Genomic DNA, 18160 nt, shown 5'->3' with positions numbered 1-18160 from the left:
CCGACGATCAGGAACCGGCACTCAGATCGACCGCGACGAAGTCCAGGCGCCACAGCGACTGGAACAACTTGCGACCGAACTTCTCCAGGTCCGCCGCACTGCCGCGCGCCGGGCCGGCGGCCTGCGCCAGGTCCGCGGCGATCTGGCGAATGCTACGACGACCGTCGATGCTCTGAACGAACGGCAGCTGCGCCGGGTTCAGCGGCATACGCCAGCCCGAACGGAAGATCTCGTTGCCGTTCAAGCCACACTTCCAACGGAACAGCGGCACGTAGTCGAGGCTCTCGGGCGTCGAGAAGTCGATCGTGTAGCTGCTCTTGGGCCGCTCGGGCCGAGTGGCGATGAAGAAGTGGCGCGCGTTGAGGGTGTGAATGCGCTCCATCACCGACCAGATCTTCTCCTCCGGCAAGGCATTCACCTTGTCGTAGAAGCCGGCCGACGGCACCGCCACATCGTGGGCGTAGTACGGCGCCTTGAGCAGCCAGCCCTGGAAGTCCAGACCGGCCGACTTGGCCAGATCGATGCAGCCGTCGACGTCGTAGCTCTTCGCCCGACCGTGCAAGAAGGTGTCCACCAGACCCGAGTCCGAGGCCAGGTCGCCGGCGATCTTGAGGTACGGCTGGACCGGGTGGTCCTGCGACAGCAGGCGGATGGCCTGGCGGACGGTCTGAATCGACTCGTCGCTCTGCTCCAACCCGAGGTCCTGGAAGACCGTCTCCAGGATCTCGATGCCGATGCGGCCGTAGCGCGCGTAGAGCATGATGCCGGCGACGCCGTCGGGCCGCAGACGGTCGGCGATCGCCTTCATGCCCACCTTCGGGTCGGCCATGTGGTGCAGCACGCCCGTCGAGATCGCCAGATCGAAGTCCCGACCGAGCGTGGACAGCTCCTCGATCGGCAGCTGGTGCAGCTCCAGGTTCCACAGCCCGTGCTTGTCCTTGAGGTACTGCTGGTGCCCCAACGACGACGCGCTGATGTCGACGGCCACCACCCGCGCCTGCGGGTTGTTGTAGGCGAAGACCGCCGCCTGGTTGGTGCCGCAACCCGCGATCAGGATGTCGAGGTCAGGGCGGTACTCACGATCCGGCCACAGCACCCGGTGCGCGTGGCTCGGGTCGAACCACTCCCAGTTATTGGCCGACCAGGCCTGCAGGTCGTTGATGGGCGGCGGGTAGGTCCACCGCTCGTACTGCCGGGAGACGACGTCTGCACGTGGATTGTCGGTCACTTCTTTGTGGCTCCTTGTCGAATTGCCCCCCGCCGGATCGGATCAGACTTTAGCGGGAGCAGTTTTGGCCGGTGCGGCGTGGCTCACATCGGAGCCCGCCGCCCGGTGGTTGGAACAGTTGTGTCGAACCGGCTCAGTGAGCGTGGCCGGGCTGCCCGGGCTGCCCGGGCTGGCCCGGCTGGCCCGGTGTTCCACCGGGTCCGGCCGCTCCGCCGGCCCCGCCGGCACCGCCCAGGCCCGGTTGGCCACCGGCACCACCGGCACCACCGGCACCGCCGTTCCCGCCGCGTCCGCCAACACCGCCTTGGCCGCCTGCGCCGCCCTTACCGCCTTGGCCGCCGGCACCACCCTTGCCGCCTTGGCCACCCTTGCCGCCCTGGCCGCCTTTACCGCCCTGACCGCCCAGGCCACCGGCGCCGGGGGCACCGTCAGCACCGGGGGCGCCGTCGGCTCCGTTCGCGCCGTCAGCGCCATCGGCACCGTCAGCACCGGGGCCGTTCGCCGGCAACGGTGCCGTAATCCCGGCGACCGGACCGGGTTCGGCGGCCCGCGCACAGGAGGTTACGGCCGGGATCATTCCCACGACGAGTAGCGCTCCGGCCGCCACACCGATACCGGCTCCGTAGCCCGGTGTCGTCCTGTGCGCCCAGCGCCCCCACCCGGTGTCGTGAAACATTCGGCCTGCCTTCCTGATTGAACCTAGGGATCTTGAAGTCGCATCAGCCTACCGCCGACGCCCGCATAGCCCACCGAAACGGACACAATCCCCAGGTAGGTGCCGGTCTATCAGCCGTCGCTGCCGGTGGCTCGGGGTTGAACCTGCACCTGCGCCTCGACGTCGTGCCCGGCCGCCCGCTGCTGAACCCGCTCCACCAACGGCAGTGTCCGAAGCCGTCGCTCCAGGTGCCACTGCAGATGCGCGGCCACCAATCCGCTGGCATGGCTGCGATGCGCCGCCGTGGAAAGCTCGGCGACCTCCCAGTCGCCGTCATGCAATGCCGACATCAGATCCAGCACACCCATCGGCGGGGTGGTAGACCCAGCCGGGCGGCAGTGTCCGCAGACGCTGCCGCCGGCCGCGACGTGAAACGCCCGATGCGGACCGGGGGTGGCGCAACGCGCGCACTCGGTCAGTGCCGGCGCCCACCCGGCCACCGACATGGCACGCAGCAGATAGGCGTCCAGTACCAGCTCACGGGGGCGCCGACCGTCGGCCACCGCGCGCAGCGCCCCAACGGTGAGCCGGTGCAACGCCGTCGCCGGGGCTCGCTCGGCACCGGCCAGGCGTTCCGCGGTCTCCAATATCACGCAGGCGCAGGTGTAGCGGCCGTAGTCGCTGACGATGTCGGAAGCGAACGCGTCCACCGACACCACCTGGGTGACGATGTCGAGATTGCGGCCCGGGTGCAGCTGAACGTCGATGTGGGCGAACGGCTCCAGCCGGGCACCGAACTTGCTGCGGGTACGACGCACCCCCTTGGCCACCGCACGGACCAGCCCGTGGTCGCGGGTGAGCAAAGTGACGATCCGGTCGGCTTCGCCGAGCTTGTGCTGGCGCAGCACCACCGCCCGGTCCCGGTACAGCCGCATCGGACCAGTTTCGCATCGCGGGGCGGTGTTTCGACGACACCCACCGGTACGGCACGCCGATACTCTCATCACCGATGACCCACCCGACCACGCCGTCCGGCACCCGCTTCCCCACCCTCACCGAGCAGCTCTACCAGCTGGCCAGCGGCGAGGCGACCTCTGTCGACCTGGTACGTCGGGCACTACACGCCATCGACGCCAGCCAGTCCACTCTGAACGCCTTCCGGGTGGTGTTCACCGAGTCGGCGCTGGTCAGCGCCGCTGAAGCCGACCGGCGTCGGGCCGCGGGGCACCGTGCCCCGCTGCTGGGCATCCCGATCGCGGTCAAAGACGACACCGACATCGCCGGGGTGGCCACCTCGTTCGGCGCCTTCGGCTACATCGAGCCCGCTGGCCACGACGCCGAGGTGGTACGCCGCCTGCGGGCCGCCGGCGCGGTGATCGTCGGCAAGACCAACACCTGCGAGTTGGGCCAGTGGCCGTTCACCAGCGGCCCCGGGTTCGGCCACACCCGTAACCCCTGGTCCCGCCGGCACACCCCAGGCGGGTCGTCGGGCGGCAGCGCCGCCGCGGTGGCCGCGGGTCTGGTCGCCGCCGCCATCGGATCCGATGGAGCCGGTAGCGTGCGCATCCCCGCCGCGTGGACACATCTGGTCGGGATAAAGCCCCAGCGCGGCCGCATCTCCACCTGGCCCCTCGCGGAAGCGTTCAACGGGCTCACCGTCAACGGAGTGCTGGCCCGCACCGTCGAGGACGCCGCGCTGGTGCTGGACGCGGTCTCCGGCAACGCCGAAGGGGACTTGCACAAACCGCCGCCGATGAAGGTCTCCGACTACGTGCGGACCGCACCGGGACAACTGCGTATCGCGCTGTCGACCCAGTTCCCCTACACCGGGTTCCCGGCCCGGCTGGATCCGGAGATCAGGGCCGCACTGAACCGCACCGCCGAGCAGCTGCGGCTGCTCGGACACACCGTGGTCCCGGGGAACCCCGACTATGGGCTGCGACTGTCGTGGAATTTCCTGTCCCGGTCCACCGCCGGAGTGTGGGCCGCCGGCAACCGGCTCGGCGGCGGTGTCAACCTCGACCCGCGGACCTTGGCCAATATGCGCACCGGCCGCCTGCTGTCGCAGGCCGTGCTGCGCAAGGCCCGCGCCCACGAGGTGCAGGATCAGCGTCGGGTGGGCTCGATCTTCCGCATCGTCGACGTGGTGCTGGCGCCCACCACTGCCCAGCCACCGCCCCTGGTGAACACGTTCGACGACCTGGGCAGCTGGGAGACCGACCGCACCATGATCGCGGCCTGCCCGGTGACCTGGCCGTGGAACCTGCTGGGGTGGCCGTCGATCAGCGTGCCGGCCGGGTTCACCTCCGAGGGGCTGCCGATCGGAGTGCAGCTGATGGGGCCGGCCAACAGCGACGGCTTGTTGGTCTCGCTGGCCGCTGAGTTAGAGGGCATCAACGGCTGGGCGGCCCGGCAACCCACACCATGGTGGCGCACCGAGCCCGGCCACGGCTCGTAAGCACCCAAAGCGCCGCTAGCTGCGACTTCAGCGGGTTGCGTGGTGGTCGGCTAAGCTTGGCCAGTCTTGACTTAGGTCTTCATAACCCCGTAAAGGTGCACTGGTGAAAGGCGTCCGCAAAATGGCCTCTCTGTCGTTGACCAGGTTCGCTGTCGCAGCTGGCAGTCTGGCTCTGTCGCTCTCCGCCGGAGCCGGGTTCGCATCCGCGAGCCCTGACCTCGGCCCGATCATCAACACCACCTGCAGCTACTCGCAGGTGCATCAGGCGCTGGTCGCGGAGAACCCCTCCGCAGCCGCCGAATTCGACGCCAACCCGAATGCCCAGGGCATGCTTCAGATGTTCCTGAACGCGCCGCCGGCCAAGCGGCAGCAGCTGGCCGGCATGGTCCAGGCCATGCCGGAAGCTCAGCAGTACGTCGGCACCATCACCCAGGTCGCCGGCTCCTGCAACAACTACTGAGCGGAATCCCCGCGGTGAGTCCGCGCAGCAAGGTCCTGATCAGCGCCGCGGAGCTCACCGAGTTCCTGCGGGCCGGTGATCCGGTAACCATCCTCGACGTCCGCTGGAGCCTGGAAGCACCGGACGGGCGTCAGGCATATCTCGACGGTCACCTGCCGGGTGCGGTGTATGTCTCTCTCGAAGACGAGTTGTCTGACCACACCGTGCCCGGTCGGGGCCGCCATCCCCTGCCGACCGGCCGCAATCTGGAATCCGCCGCCCGCCGCTGGGGCGTGCGGCGTGACCGGCCGGTAGTGGTCTACGACGACTGGAATCGCGCCGCGTCCGCACGGTTGTGGTGGTTGCTGACCACCTCCGGGGTGGCGCACGTCCGTATTCTCGACGGCGGCCTGCCGGCCTGGGTAAGGGCCGGCGGCGCGTTGGAAACCGGCGAGGTCGCCCCCGAGCCGGGCAACGTCACCCTGCTGCCCGAAGACCTCTATGAAGGCCTGCGGCCTACGCTGACCGCCGACGAGGCCGGCGACGGCGCCCGCGACGGCTCGATGGCGTTGTTCGACGCCCGCGGCCCAGAGAGGTTCCGTGGCGAAACGGAACCTCTCGATGCGGTCGCCGGGCACATCCCGGGCGCGAAGAACCTGCCGTTCACCGCGCTGCTGGACGCCGACGGGACCTTCCTGCCCGACAATGCGATCGCCGAACTGCTGGCCGACCGCGGTGTCGGTGCAGACGACACGGTGGGCGCCTACTGCGGTTCGGGGATCAGTGCCACGGTGATCGTCGCGGCACTGGCCGCCGGGGGCCGCTCGGCGGCCATGTTCCCGGGGTCATGGTCGCAGTGGAGTGCGGATCCGTCCCGGCCGGTGGCACGCGGCGAAGACTGAGGCCGCATCAGCCCAGGTGGCTGGGTCAGCTGAGGTGGAAGGCCGCCGGATCGGGGCTGCCCAGCATCGCCTTCATCGTCGCGCGATCGAACGGCCACAGATCCACGTTGCCGCCCTCGGTGAGGTACCAGGAGTTGCAGCCGGTGTTCCACACCGTCGGGCCCATCGCGATCGCGACATCATCGTTGAACCGGGTAGTGGCCTGATCGGTGACCTCGACGGTGGTCAGCTCGCCGGTTCGGAACTTCGCCAGCCACTGCGCGATGTAGCGCGCGGTCAGCTCTGAGGTGTACTGCAGTGAGATCGACCCGGTGGGCGAATTGGGCCCCAACACCGTGAACAGGTTCGGGAATCCGGGAATCGCGGTCATCTGATAGGCGCGCGGGCCCTTCGCCCAGGCGTCGTCGATGCTGATCCCGTCGCGGCCGTGCAACCGCATGGGGCGCATGTAGTTGTGGGCGTGGAAGCCGGTCGCCAGCAGGATGACGTCGGTGTCGCGGTGGGTGCCGTCGGCGGTGCGAATACCGTACGGGGTGACTTCGGCGATGTCGTCGGTGACCAGCTCGGCGTTATCGGCCCGAATGGCCCGGTAGTAGCTTCCCGACACCACCTGGCGTTTGCACAACGGCTCATAGTCCGGCTGAAGTTTGGCCCGTAACGTTTTGTCGCGCACCTGGATTCGCAGGCAGGCCCGGGCGTAGGCCTGCACTGCCCGGCGTCGCCAGGTGGGCCGAGTGGTCACGTCGGTCAGCACTCGGGATCCACCGAACGCCATCAGCCGGTAGAGGGTGCGATGCAACTTCGGCAGGCGTGCCAGTACCGTGGCGACGCCGGGCAGCTGCCGAAGCGACATGGGCGCCCACAGGATCCACTGCGCCGAACGCACATAGTGATCGATCGATGCGGCATCGGGCTGCAGGGCGGAGACCACCTGCACACCGGTGGAACCGGTGCCGATCACCGCGATTCGCTTTCCGTCGGTGTCGAGCTCGTCGTCCCAACGGGCGGTGTGTACCACCGGCCCGCCGAAGTCGGCCAGGCCGGGGATCTCGGGGATAAACGGGTGGTGCAGCACGCCGGTCGCGCAGATCAGGAAGTCGGCGATCAACTCTTCACCGGCAGCGGTGGTGACCACCCAGTGCCGATTTTCGTCCCAATGCGCGTCGGTCACCTCGGTGTCGAGCCGGATCAGCTCCGCCAGCCCGAGCTGCTCGACGACGTCGCGGTGATAGCGCTGAATCGCCGCGCCGGTGGCCCAGGCGTGCTGCCAATCGGGTTTGGGCGCGAATCCGAACTGGTAGATCTGCGAAGGCACGTCGCATCGCAGTCCCGGGTAGTGATTCCAGTACCAGACCCCGCCGACGTCGGAGCCCTTCTCCAGCACGGTGATATCGGTGAAACCCTGCTCCCGCAGAACGTGGGCGGTGGTGATACCCGCGACGCCGGCTCCGATGATGAGGACGCGGGGCTCACGCTCGGTCACCGGGTCGCCTCGCCACGATGGGCGCGGGCCTGCCGGTCCACCCGCTCGATGTAGGCACTGCGCGCCGCGGTGTCGAGGGACGTCAACGCCCGCCGATCATCGATCAGCCGCCGGGCCAGACTCTGCAGCCACTCGGGCACAAACGCGGTCGTCGACCACGCCGGCGCCACCCAGCGTGGCACCGACCGTCGAGCGGCACGGGATCGCAGCACCGCCACGATCGCCGCGGCCACATCCTCGGGATCGACCGTGGGCATGCCGCCGCCCAGCGGGGCACCGGAGGTCAGCTCGGTTCGCACCGCCGAGGGCAGCACCGCCGAGACCGCGACACCGGTGCCGGCGTACTCGCGCCGCGCGGACAGCGACGCCCCTAAGGCCGCGAATTTGCTGGCGTTGTAGGTGACCATGCCCGGCACCGGAATCATGCCGGCCATCGAGGCCACGTTGACGACATGACCCCGGCCGCGCCGGGCCATCCCGGGGAGCACCGCCTGCATGCCGTTGAGCACACCGCGGATATTGACGTCCAGGATCAGATCCCTGACCTGTTCGGTCTCGGCTTCGAAGGCTCCCAGCGGCATGACCCCGGCGTTGTTGACCAGGATGTCCAGGGGGCCGTCAGACGCCTCGATCCGCGCCAGCATGTCCTGCCAGGACGCCACGCTGGTCACGTCGAGCCGGGCACCGCAGACGCCGAGTTCGGCGGCGGTCTGCAGGCAGGTGTCCTCGTCGACGTCGCCGATCCACACGCGGGCGCCGCGGCCGGCGAGCAGCTTGGCGGTGGCCGCACCGATCCCGCGGGCACCACCGGTGATCAGCACCCGGGCGTCGCCGACCGACTGCTTCGTCGCCATGGGCTAGTCGCGCAGCGCCGACACCGCGTCGACCAGCAACTGGCGTGCCCGATCGGCGTCGACCATCGTCGGCGGCTGGCCGCGGACCGGCTGCGGGTTCGCGGTGACCTGCACCAGCGCACTGCCCAGGTAGGCGGTGAAGGTGTAAGACTCGCGGGACTGCTGCTGGCCGTCCTTGCCGGTGATCTCGATCTCCGAGTGCGAACCGATGGTCTTGGCGTGGTCGATCTGCGGCGCGTCGACCTCGTCCAGGTAGCCGGTGAGCTTGCCGGCATTGAACGAGACGTGCTTGCACTTCTCGGCGTCGGTGTCGTCATACGGCAGGTCCGAGTCGGACTGCATGGCGATCGCGACCAACTGGTTGCCGTTGCCCAGGATCGAGACCATCGACATCTTGCCGCGGATGCCCTTCGGCGGCCGGCCGGTGTTGGCCGCGTAGTCGGCGCAGTCGGCGGGATCGAACGTCACGCCGGGGGGCATCTTCTGCGGCCCGAGGATCTTCGGGTCGATGTCGTTCGGACCCTTGGTCTGGGTCTTGAAGTCCGAGCCGAACGTCGACTGGACGTTGAACAGCTTGGTGGTGTCGACCGGCTTCTGACTTCCCCCGCAGCCGGCCAGTGCTTGCGCACACACCAAGAGGCCAACCGAGGAGACAAGCAACGACTTGCGTACGGGCATCCAAGGAATCTACCAATGTCGATTCCCCGGCGGCGGGCGGTGGCCACCCGGATTGGGCGCGATACGCGCCGAGCTGCCCCCGCTCTAGAAGCCCAGCCGCCCGAGCTGCTTAGGGTCGCGCTGCCAGTTCTTGGCCACTTTGACCCGTAGGTCGAGAAAGACCTTGGTACCCAACAGCTTCTCGATCTGAGTGCGCGCCGCCGTCCCCACCTCGCGCAGCCGGGCGCCGCCGCGGCCGATCACGATCCCCTTCTGGCTGTCGCGCTCTACATAGAGCAGCGCATAGACCTCGATCAGGTCGTCACGATCTTCACGCTGGCGCACCTCCTCGATCACCACCGCCAGTGAATGCGGCAGTTCGTCGCGCACCCCCTCCAAGGCGGCTTCCCGGATGAACTCGGCCATCAGGGTCTCTTCGGGCTCGTCGGTCAGTTCACCGTCGGGATAGAAGGCCGGCCCGACGGGCAGCGCAGCGGCCAATACGTCGATCAGCACGTCGACCTGCTCGCCGCTGACCGCCGACACCGGAACGATCTCGGCTTCCGGCGCCAGTTCACCGACCGCGACCAGTTGCGCGGCCACCTTGTCGCGAGTGGTCTTGTCGATCTTGGTGACGACGACGACCAGCTTGGTTCGCGGTGCGACGACGCGGATCTGCTCGATGATCCAGCGGTCCCCCGGCCCGATGGCCTCGTCGGCGGGAATGCACAGGCCGATGACGTCGACTTCGGAATAGGTGTCTTTGACCAACTCGTTGAGCCGCTTGCCCAGCAGCGTCCGGGGACGGTGCAGGCCGGGAGTGTCGACCAGGATGATCTGGAAGTCGTCGCGGTGCACGATGCCGCGGATGGTGTGCCGGGTGGTCTGCGGGCGGTTGGAGGTGATCGCCACCTTCGCCCCCACCAGGGCGTTGGTGAGAGTCGACTTGCCGGTGTTGGGCCGGCCGACGAAACATACGAAGCCGGAATGGAATCCGGAATCCGATCCAGTCACGAGCCGCCTTTCGCCGAACGTGTTCTCAGCACGAGATTTCGGGTGAATTGTCGTCGTGAGTGCACGTTCGACGCGCGCACGACTGGTGCGTCACTGCTCAACTGCGGCCTCCTCACCGGCGGGCTCGACCGGGCTGACCAACACCGTGCTGATCCGCACCCGCCCGCGGCTGTCGCGGCTGCCCTCGGCCCGCAGGCGCAGGCCGTGTGACACTACCTCGGCGCCGGGCAGTGGAACGCGGCCCAGCTCCAACGCGAGCAGCCCGCCGACCGTGTCGACGTCGAGATCGGAATCGAACTCCACCCCGTACAGCTCCCCGACGTCTTCGATCGGTAGCCGCGCGGAGACCCGAAATCTGTTGCCGTCCAGCTCTTCCACCGGAGCGACTTCGCCTTGGTCGTACTCGTCGGCGATCTCGCCGACGATCTCCTCCAAGACATCCTCGATGGTGACCAGTCCGGCGATCGCGCCGTATTCGTCGACCAGCAGGGCCATGTGATAGCGGCTGCGCTGCATGTCTTCCAGCAGCGCGTTGAGTGCTTTGGAGTCGGGCATGAAGACGGCCGGCCGCATCACCTGCGCCACCGTGGTGTCACGTCCCCCGTTGGTCGAGTAATAGGTTTGTTGGACAAGGTCTTTCAGGTAGACGACGCCGAGGATGTCGTCGACGTTCTCACCGATCACCGGGATGCGGGAATGCCCACTGCGCACCGCCAGAGACGTGGCTTGACCGGCCGATTTGTCACGTTCGATCCAGACCATCTCGGTGCGCGGCACCATCACCTCGCGGGCCGGGGTGTCGGCCAGTTCGAAGACCGACTGGATCATCCGGCGTTCGTCGGCCGCCACCACGCCGCGCTGCTGGGCCATGTCGACCACTTCGCGCAGCTCGATTTCGGAGGCGAACGGCCCGTTTCGGAAGCCGCGGCCCGGGGTCAGTGCGTTACCCAAGACCACCAGCACGCGGCTGATCGGGGCCAGCAGCACCGACAGGACTTGCAGCGGCAGCGCCGCGGCCAGCGCGATCGAATAGGCGTTCTGCCGTCCCAGGGTCCGCGGTCCCACCCCGATCACCACGAAGCTGACCACCACCATGACCGCCGCGGCGGCGAGCAGACCCCAGTCCAGGCCGAGCACGGCGCTGAGCAGATGCACCAGCAGCGCGGTCGCGGTGACCTCGCAGGTGATGCGCAACAACACCACCAGGTTGATGTAGCGCGGACGTTCGGCCATCAGCTTGACCAGCCAGACCGCCCCGGGTCGCTTCGCTCGCACCAGCTCCTCGACCCGCGCCGGCGAGACGGTGCTGACCGCGGCGTCGATTGCCGCGAACAACCCGCCCAGACCGATCAGCGCAATCACGCCGAGTAGCAGCGGTGTTCCGGTCACGGTTCGTCGAAATACCTGGACTTGTCCAGCAGCCGGCGGTCTTTCTCGCTCTGGGTCTCGGCCCGGTATGTCTCCACCTGGTCGGCGACCCACTCCTCGAGCAGACGGCGCTGCAACGCGAACATCTCTTTTTCTTCATCCGGCTCGGCGTGGTCGTAGCCGAGCAGGTGCAGCACGCCGTGCACGGTCAGCAGCGCCAGTTCCTGGCCCAGCGAATGGCCGGCCGCCGCGGCCTGTTCGGCGGCGAACTCCGGGCACAGGGCGATGTCGCCGAGCATCGAGGGACCGGGTTCGGGCGCATCCGGCCGGCCGCCGGGCTCCAATTCGTCCATCGGGAAACTCATGACGTCGGTGGGGCCGGGCAGGTCCATCCATCGCATGTGCAGGTCGGCCATCGCGGCGGTGTCCAGCAGCACCATCGACAGCTCGGCACCGGGATTGACGTCCATCTTGGCCAGCACGAACTTGGCGACGCTGATCAGCTCGACTTCGGAGACGTCGAGACCGGATTCGTTGGAGACCTCAATGCTCATCGGCGTGACCTGCCTTGCGAGGCGCGCCGTGACGCCCGGTTCATGGCCAGCCCCGGCTGGACCTGTTCGGATTCGTGGCGTGAGTAGGCGTCGACGATCTCCGACACCAGCCGGTGCCGGACGACGTCGACGCTGGTGAGCTCGGCGACGTAGATGTCGTCGATGTCGTCGAGGATGTCCACGGCGGCCCGCAGCCCGGACCTCGCCCCGCCGGGCAGGTCGATCTGGGTGACGTCACCGGTGACCACGATCTTGGCCCCGAAGCCCAGCCGGGTGAGGAACATCTTCATCTGTTCCGCGGTGGTGTTCTGCGCCTCGTCGAGAATGATGAACGCGTCATTGAGCGTCCGGCCGCGCATGTAGGCCAGTGGCGCCACCTCGATGACACCGGAACTCATCAGCTTGGGAATCAGCTCCGGGTCCATCATGTCGTGCAACGCGTCATACAGCGGGCGCAGATACGGGTCGATCTTCTCGCTCAGCGTGCCGGGCAAAAACCCCAGCCGCTCACCGGCTTCCACCGCCGGACGGGTCAAGATGATGCGGGTGACCTGTTTGGTCTGCAGCGCTTTGACCGCCTTGGCCATCGCGAGATACGTCTTGCCGGTACCGGCCGGGCCGATGCCGAACACGATGGTGTGGGCGTCGATGGCGTCGACGTAGCGCTTCTGGTTGAGCGTTTTGGGCCGGATGGTCTTACCGCGCCGTGACAGGATGTCGAGGCTGAGGACTTCGGCGGGCGACTCGTTGCCGGTGCCGACCAGCATCCCGACGCTGTGCCGCACCGTTTCGGGCGTCAGGGACTGCCCGCCGGCCACGATCGCCACCAGCTCGGAGAGCACCCGCTCGGCAAGGGCGACGTCGGCCGGCGCCCCGGAGATGGTGACGGCGTTGCCGCGCACATGCAGGTCGGCCGAGAGCAGGCGTTCGATGGCGCGCAGGTTCTCATCTGCAGAACCCAGCAGGCCCACGACCAGGTCGGGTGGAATATCGACGCTGCTGCGAACCTGCGAGGCCGGCCCGGCAGCGGGGGTATCGCGGGGCGTCACGGGGTTTCCGATGCCTGCTTCCTGGGGGTTTGTGCCGTGGGGACGGCGATGAGTCGGACGCTTGAGTCTACCGCCTACCGTCACCGATGAGCGGTTCGTTCAAGACGGGGTGGTGGCGGGCGGGCGAAACTGCCGGGTATGAGCGAGGAAACCTTCACCCCTGCCCTGGGCCGCTTGGCGCCGGCCCGGTTCTTCGACTACGTGGTGGCGTTGACGCGCGAACGGCTGTGGCGAGGCCTGACCGTCATGCATCTGGCGCCGCGTCCCGGCGACACGATCCTGGACGTGGGCTGCGGCACCGGATCGCTGGCGCTGCTGGCCGCTCGGGTCGAGCCGCAGGCGAACATCGTGGGCCTGGACCCCGATCCGGAGATCTTGGCGGTGGCGCGGCAAAAGGATGCGGAGTCCGAGTCAGCCGGCCGGGTCCGCTGGGTGACCGGGATGGGCGACGACCTGGTGGCATCGGTGGGCGCCGAGTCGATGGACGGCGTGATGTCCAGTCTGGTGCTGCACCAATGTCCGATGGACGTCAAGCGCGCCATCTTGGCGTCGATGTTCGCGGTGCTGCGGCCGGGCGGGCGGCTGGTGATCGCCGACTTCGGGTGGCAGCGGACTCCGCTGATGCGCCTGGCGTTTCGCTTCGTCCAGTTCGCCGACGGCAAGACCGACACGCAGCCCAACGCCGATGGTGTTCTCCCGAAGCTGATTTCGGCCGCCGGCTTCACCGAGGTTCGCGAAGCCGACGTGGTGGCCACCATCAACGGGACGATCTCGGTTTATACCGCCCGCAAACGGTGATCACGCCAGCGCCTGCAGCACCACCGACGGCGTCAGGCCCATCATCTCCCGCATCTGCCGGGTGAAGTGGGCCTGGTCGGCAAACCCCGCGGCAATCGCGGCGTCGGCCAGCGGCATGCCCGACTGCAGGGCTTCGACGGCCCGGCGCAGCCGTGACCAGACCCGCCAGCGGGTGAGCGGCATCCCCAGTTCCCGGCGCGCCAGCGCGCGCAGGCGCTGCGGCGATAAGCCGATCTCGGCGGCCAGGCTCGGCATCGCGATGTTGCTGCCGGCCAGCATGGCCAGTGCCGTCACCAGGCGTGGATCCAGCTCCTCCGACTCGCCCCGGCAGGCGGCTGCGACATCGGACTCGCGCAGTTCGCCCAGCTCGGGGGCGGCGGCGATCCCGGCGTCATAGCGTTGCCGCAGGCGGTCGGCGAACAGGCAGTGCGGCTCGATGAAGTAGGTGACCAGGTCGCGGATGGCCAGGATGCGGTGCGGCGCCATCGGTGAGACGACCAGGGCGGCAGCCCGATGACACGTTCCGGCCGGGTCCACCATCGCCACTTCGTCTCGCCCGGCGACGACGATCTGGAAAGCGCCGTGGCGGTGAATCGGGCCGCCGCCGCCCACCGGGCCGCGATATACGGCGTAGCCGTCGCTGATGCTCAGCGACGGCGCCGAACCCGCCAGGCTATTCACTCCCCCAGCGCGGCGTGAGCACCCCGAGCGCGCCCAGCGCGACGGCCGCCGCGGTCGAAGTGCGCAGCACGGTGGGCCCCAGCCGGGTGGCGACGGCACCGGCGCCGGTCAACGCCGCCAGCTCCGCCTCGGTGATTCCGCCTTCGGGCCCCACGATCAAGGCCACTGCCGACACGGTGGCCCCGACTGCGTCGGCCAATGCGACGCCGGCCGCGTCATGCAGTACCAGCACGGTGGCGGCGGCAGCCACCTGTTCGCGGACCCACGACACCAGCTCAGCGCCGGTCAGCACCCCGCGAACGGGCGGAATGTGGGCCCGACGGGACTGCCCTGCGGCCGCTTGGGCGACCGCCTGCCAGCGCCGCACTCCCTTGTCGGCTCGCGGGCCGTCCCAGCGGGCCACGCACCGGTCGGCCTGCCAGGCCACGAAGCCGTCGGCACCGGCCTCCGTGGCCAGCTCGATCGCCAGCTCGGAGCGTTCGGATTTGGGCAGCGCCTGCACCACGGTGACCGGTGGGCTGGGTGGCTCGACCTGGGAACGCTCCAGCACCCGGGCCCGCAATCCGCCGCGGTCGGCCTCCTCGACCTGGCATTGCGCCAGTACCCCGGCACCGTCACCGAGGGTCAGTTGCTCACCTGGCCGAATCCGGCGCACCGTCGCGGCATGGAACCCGGCATCGCCGCCGAGTACGGCCAGCGCACCCACCTCGGGCAGCGCATCGACGTAGAACAGGCCTGCCACCGCGGGCTCAGCGCCCGGTGAAGGTTTCGCGCAGTCGGCTGAACAGCCCGCCGCTGTTCGGCGTGTGCGCCGAGCGGACCTCGGCGGTCTCGCGGTCGCGGTGCTCTTTGAACTTGCGCAGCAGCTCGGTGTCGTGGCTGTCGAGGCGCTCGGGGACCACCACCTCGATGTGGGCGTGCAGGTCACCGCGCACCCCGGTGCGCACCTGCGGCATGCCCTGGCCGCGCAGCACGATGGTCGCCCCGGGCTGGGTGCCGGCCGGGATGGTGATGTCGGTGGCGCCGTCGAGGATCGCGTCCACGGTGACGGTGGTGCCCAGCGCCGCGTCGACCATCGGCACCGAGATGTGGCAGTGCAGGTCGTCGCCGTCGCGGGCGAAGATGTCGTGTTGCTGTTCGTGTACCTCGACGTAGAGGTCACCGGCCGGTCCCCCACCCGGGCCGACCTCACCCTGGGCGGCCAGCCGCACGCGCATGCCGTCGCCGACGCCGGCCGGGATCTTGACGCTGATCTCACGGCGCGAGCGCACCCGGCCGTCGCCGCCGCACTGGTGGCACGGGTCGGGGATCACTTCGCCGACTCCGCGGCAGGTGGGGCACGGCCGCGACGTCATGACTTGGCCCAGCAGCGAGCGCTGCATGCTTTGCACCTCACCGCGGCCGTGGCAGGTGTCGCACGTCATGGGGCGTGAGTCCCCGTTGGTCCCGCGGCCCTGGCAGCGGTCGCACAGCACCGCGGTGTCGACCGTGACGCGCTTGGTCACGCCGGTGGCGCACTCGGTGAGGTCCAGGCGCATGCGCAGCAGGGAGTCCGACCCCGGCCGGACTCGCCCGATCGGGCCGCGGGAGGCCGCACCGCCGCCGAAGAACGCTTCGAACACGTCCCCGAGGCCCCCAAAGCCACCCCCGAAGCCGCCGCCGAAGCCATTGCCGCCCCCACCGCTTTCCAGCGGGTCGCCGCCGAGATCGACGATGCGACGCTTCTCCGGGTCGGACAGCACCTCGTAGGCGGCGCTGATCTCCTTGAACTTGGCCTGCGCCGCCTCGTCGGGGTTGACGTCGGGGTGGTAGGTGCGCGCCAGCTTGCGATAGGCGCGCTTGAGCTCGGTGTCGGTGGCGTCCTTATCGACGCCCAACAAGCCGTAATAGTCGCGTGCCACGCCTGACCCTTCCCAACTTCTGCCAGCCGGAGATTAGCGAGCCCCGAGCACTTCACCGATGTACATAGCAACTGCTGCGACACTGGCGATCGTTCCCGGATAGTCCATCCGGGTGGGACCCAGCACCCCCATGCCCCCGTACACGGTGCCCTGTGACCCGTAAGCGGTGGACACCATCGAGGCGCCGGCCATCTCCTCGGCCTCGGTCTCGTGACCGATGCGCACCGTGACTTTACCGGCTTCCTGCTGCACGGCGAGCAGCCGCAGCACCACAACCTGCTCTTCCAGCACTTCCAGCACCGACCGCAGGGAGCTGCCGAAGTCGGCGGCGTTGCGGGTCAGGTTGGCGGTACCACCGAGCAGCAGGCGTTCCTCGCGGTGCTCGACCAACGATTCCAGCAGCACGGTCGCCGAGCGCCCCACCGCGTTGGCCAACCCGGGCGACAGCCCGCTGCGCCCGTCCAGGTGCCCGGCGAGTTCGGCGACGGCGGTGGAGGCCGCCGAGATCCGTTTGCCCTCCAGCGCGGCGCCGAGGATCTCACGCAGCTGGCTGAGCTGGTGATCGTCGATGGGCTCACCCAACTCGACGATGCGCTGATCGACCCGGCCGGAGTCGGTGATGACGACCAGCAACAGCCGCGCCGGGGTCAATGCGATCACCTCAAGGTGGCGCACCGTGGACACCGACAGCGTCGGGTACTGCACGACGGCCACCTGGCGGGTCAGCTGCGCCAGGGTGCGCACCGCGCGGCGCAGCACGTCATCGAGGTCGACACCGGAATCCAGGAACGACAGGATCGCCCGGCGCTCCGCGGATGACAGCGGCTTGACGTCGTCGATTCGGTCGACGAACTCCCGATAGCCCTTTTCGGTGGGCACCCGCCCGGAACTGGTGTGCGGCTGGGCGATGTAGCCCTCGGCCTCCAGCACCGCCATGTCGTTACGCACGGTGGCCGGAGAAACCCCGAGGTTGTGCCGTTCTACCAGCGCTTTGGAGCCGATCGGCTCTTTGGTGGCGACGAAGTCGGCGACGATGGCACGCAGTACCTCGAAGCGGCGGTCATCAGCCACGCCCATGGGTGCTCACCTCCTACTTCGAACAGCTACGGCCGCTCTCGATTTTACGGTGAAGCCGCCAACAGCCGGTGTTCGATGCCGTGCACGATGCCAGGCTCGCGGTCGCGCACCAAACAGGCGACGTCGACGAACTGGGAGACGAGCGGGGACGGCTCGTCGTCGATCCAACCCACCGCGATCGCCGATCCGGGCCAGTCCTCGATCGGCAGGAACCGGACCCCGGTCAACGGCATGAAGTGCGCGGCCGCTGCGCCGGTGATGGCGATGGCCGCGCCGGCGGCGACCACCTGCGCCTCCTCGGTGATCGAATCGGCACGCACCACGTCGACCTTCGGCGCATCGGTGCGCGCCGCGGCCAGGCTCCAGAACGCGTGATGGGCTTCGTCGACGCTGGACGACTGGGTGATCGGATCGTCGAGAAGGTCGCGCACCGACACCGATGTGCGTCCGGCGTGGCGATGCGAGGTCGACACCATGGCGACGACGGGATCGATCGCCAGGATCTCGGTGTTGATGTTCGGTGTGCTCTGAGGCAGCCGCAGGAACGCCACGTCGGTGGCCCGCGACGCCAGCCCTGCCGATGGATCGCTGACCTGGAATTCCCGCATCTCGATGGTGATGTCGGGGTGACGTTCCCGGAACTCGGCAATGATCGGTGCGGTCAGTTCCAGGGCGGCGCCCGGTACGTACCCCAGCCGCAGCGTGCCGACCACCCCACGGGCTGCCCGTTCCGCTGCTGCGGCGGCGCTGTCCAGTGCGGCCAAGACGCCACGTGTTCCCTCCAGGAAGACTTCGCCGGCGGGCGTCAGCGTCACGTTGCGGGTGTTGCGTTCGAACAGCTTGACGCCGAGTTCGTCTTCGAGGTCTTTGATCTGGCGACTCAGCGCCTGCTGCGCCAGGTGGACACGCGCCGCCGCCCGACTGAAGTGCAGTTCTTCAGCAGCCACTACGAAGTGGCGCAGCTTTCGCGTGTTGATGTCGATGGTGCCCGATCTTAGGACACCGCGTGTTGATTGAGCGTGGTTGAACCCGGCGGTTCAGC

19 protein-coding genes are annotated in these 18160 nt (G+C 68.6%); 4 read left to right on the top strand and 15 right to left on the bottom strand.

Annotated features, from left to right (window positions below; translation table 11 throughout):
* Positions 1-7 precede the first annotated feature (7 nt).
* From ACKY0X_RS08000 to recO, 3 genes are all read right to left on the bottom strand, one after another.
* Positions 8-1228 (bottom strand): class I SAM-dependent methyltransferase, encoded by a 1221-nt coding sequence (locus ACKY0X_RS08000; protein WP_409429000.1) that lies wholly within the window; start codon positions 1226-1228, stop codon positions 8-10.
* Positions 1229-1361: 133 nt separating this feature from the next.
* Positions 1362-1904, bottom strand: a complete 543-nt coding sequence (locus ACKY0X_RS07995) for a hypothetical protein (RefSeq protein ID WP_409428999.1) — start codon at positions 1902-1904, stop codon at positions 1362-1364.
* A gap of 110 nt (positions 1905-2014) precedes the next feature.
* Positions 2015-2818, bottom strand: coding sequence for a DNA repair protein RecO (recO, locus tag ACKY0X_RS07990; RefSeq protein ID WP_409428998.1), 804 nt, complete (start codon positions 2816-2818; stop codon positions 2015-2017).
* A gap of 74 nt (positions 2819-2892) precedes the next feature.
* Here recO and ACKY0X_RS07985 point away from each other — a divergent pair, with 74 nt between their 5' ends.
* The 3 genes from ACKY0X_RS07985 to ACKY0X_RS07975 all read left to right on the top strand — a co-directional run bounded on the left by ACKY0X_RS07985 (position 2893) and on the right by ACKY0X_RS07975 (position 5682).
* A complete protein-coding gene (locus ACKY0X_RS07985; RefSeq protein ID WP_409428997.1) occupies positions 2893-4341 on the top strand; it encodes an amidase in 1449 nt (482 codons plus the stop codon).
* A gap of 121 nt (positions 4342-4462) precedes the next feature.
* Positions 4463-4801 carry a hemophore-related protein gene (locus ACKY0X_RS07980; RefSeq protein WP_046283896.1) on the top strand — a complete coding sequence of 113 codons (339 nt, stop codon included), beginning with the start codon at positions 4463-4465 and terminating at the stop codon, positions 4799-4801.
* 14 nt (positions 4802-4815) lie between these two features.
* Positions 4816-5682 carry a sulfurtransferase gene (locus ACKY0X_RS07975; protein WP_409428996.1) on the top strand — a complete coding sequence of 289 codons (867 nt, stop codon included), beginning with the start codon at positions 4816-4818 and terminating at the stop codon, positions 5680-5682.
* Between the two features lie 25 nt (positions 5683-5707).
* Here the strand turns inward: ACKY0X_RS07975 and ACKY0X_RS07970 are convergent, their stop codons facing one another.
* From ACKY0X_RS07970 to ACKY0X_RS07940, 7 genes are all read right to left on the bottom strand, one after another.
* Entirely contained in the window at positions 5708-7165 is a 1458-nt protein-coding gene (locus ACKY0X_RS07970) for a flavin-containing monooxygenase (protein ID WP_409428995.1), read from the bottom strand.
* Entirely contained in the window at positions 7162-8019 is an 858-nt protein-coding gene (locus ACKY0X_RS07965; RefSeq protein ID WP_409428994.1) for an SDR family oxidoreductase, read from the bottom strand. Before ACKY0X_RS07965 ends, ACKY0X_RS07970 begins: the two co-directional genes overlap by 4 nt.
* A 3-nt stretch (positions 8020-8022) precedes the next feature.
* Positions 8023-8697, bottom strand: a complete 675-nt coding sequence (locus tag ACKY0X_RS07960; protein WP_046283892.1) for a DUF5642 family protein — start codon at positions 8695-8697, stop codon at positions 8023-8025.
* 84 nt (positions 8698-8781) lie between these two features.
* Entirely contained in the window at positions 8782-9690 is a 909-nt protein-coding gene (gene era, locus ACKY0X_RS07955) for a GTPase Era (RefSeq protein ID WP_046283891.1), read from the bottom strand.
* A 90-nt stretch (positions 9691-9780) separates the two neighbouring features.
* A complete protein-coding gene (locus ACKY0X_RS07950) occupies positions 9781-11079 on the bottom strand; it encodes a hemolysin family protein (protein WP_409428993.1) in 1299 nt (432 codons plus the stop codon).
* On the bottom strand, positions 11076-11612 hold the full coding sequence (gene ybeY / locus ACKY0X_RS07945; protein WP_064888263.1) for an rRNA maturation RNase YbeY: 537 nt from the start codon (positions 11610-11612) through the stop codon (positions 11076-11078). The genes ACKY0X_RS07950 and ybeY overlap by 4 nt, the downstream gene beginning before the upstream one ends.
* The gene (locus tag ACKY0X_RS07940; protein WP_064888265.1) at positions 11609-12661 is read right to left on the bottom strand and encodes a PhoH family protein; all 1053 of its coding nucleotides are present in this window, start codon (positions 12659-12661) and stop codon (positions 11609-11611) included. Before ACKY0X_RS07940 ends, ybeY begins: the two co-directional genes overlap by 4 nt.
* Positions 12662-12799: 138 nt before the next feature.
* Between ACKY0X_RS07940 and ACKY0X_RS07935 the strand changes: the two genes are divergently transcribed.
* Positions 12800-13459: a methyltransferase domain-containing protein gene (locus tag ACKY0X_RS07935; RefSeq protein WP_409428992.1), complete on the top strand. Its 660-nt coding sequence runs from the start codon at positions 12800-12802 to the stop codon at positions 13457-13459.
* Here ACKY0X_RS07935 and ACKY0X_RS07930 read toward each other — a convergent pair whose 3' ends face one another.
* The 5 genes from ACKY0X_RS07930 to ACKY0X_RS07910 are packed head-to-tail and all read right to left on the bottom strand — an operon-like array spanning position 13460 to position 18080.
* Positions 13460-14140: a helix-turn-helix domain-containing protein gene (locus ACKY0X_RS07930; protein ID WP_409428991.1), complete on the bottom strand. Its 681-nt coding sequence runs from the start codon at positions 14138-14140 to the stop codon at positions 13460-13462.
* On the bottom strand, positions 14133-14882 hold the full coding sequence (locus ACKY0X_RS07925; protein WP_409428990.1) for a 16S rRNA (uracil(1498)-N(3))-methyltransferase: 750 nt from the start codon (positions 14880-14882) through the stop codon (positions 14133-14135). Before ACKY0X_RS07925 ends, ACKY0X_RS07930 begins: the two co-directional genes overlap by 8 nt.
* Before the next feature lie 7 nt (positions 14883-14889).
* Positions 14890-16041: a molecular chaperone DnaJ gene (gene dnaJ / locus ACKY0X_RS07920; protein WP_409428989.1), complete on the bottom strand. Its 1152-nt coding sequence runs from the start codon at positions 16039-16041 to the stop codon at positions 14890-14892.
* 33 nt (positions 16042-16074) lie between these two features.
* On the bottom strand, positions 16075-17118 hold the full coding sequence (gene hrcA, locus ACKY0X_RS07915; protein WP_046283883.1) for a heat-inducible transcriptional repressor HrcA: 1044 nt from the start codon (positions 17116-17118) through the stop codon (positions 16075-16077).
* Positions 17119-17162: 44 nt separating this feature from the next.
* The gene (locus ACKY0X_RS07910; RefSeq protein ID WP_409429548.1) at positions 17163-18080 is read right to left on the bottom strand and encodes a LysR family transcriptional regulator; all 918 of its coding nucleotides are present in this window, start codon (positions 18078-18080) and stop codon (positions 17163-17165) included.
* Positions 18081-18160: the final 80 nt, after the last annotated feature.

Source organism: Mycobacterium sp. SMC-11 (genome assembly GCF_046250095.1).
Classification (GTDB): domain Bacteria; phylum Actinomycetota; class Actinomycetes; order Mycobacteriales; family Mycobacteriaceae; genus Mycobacterium; species Mycobacterium heraklionense_A.
This window is presented reverse-complemented; position numbering and strand designations above follow the sequence as displayed.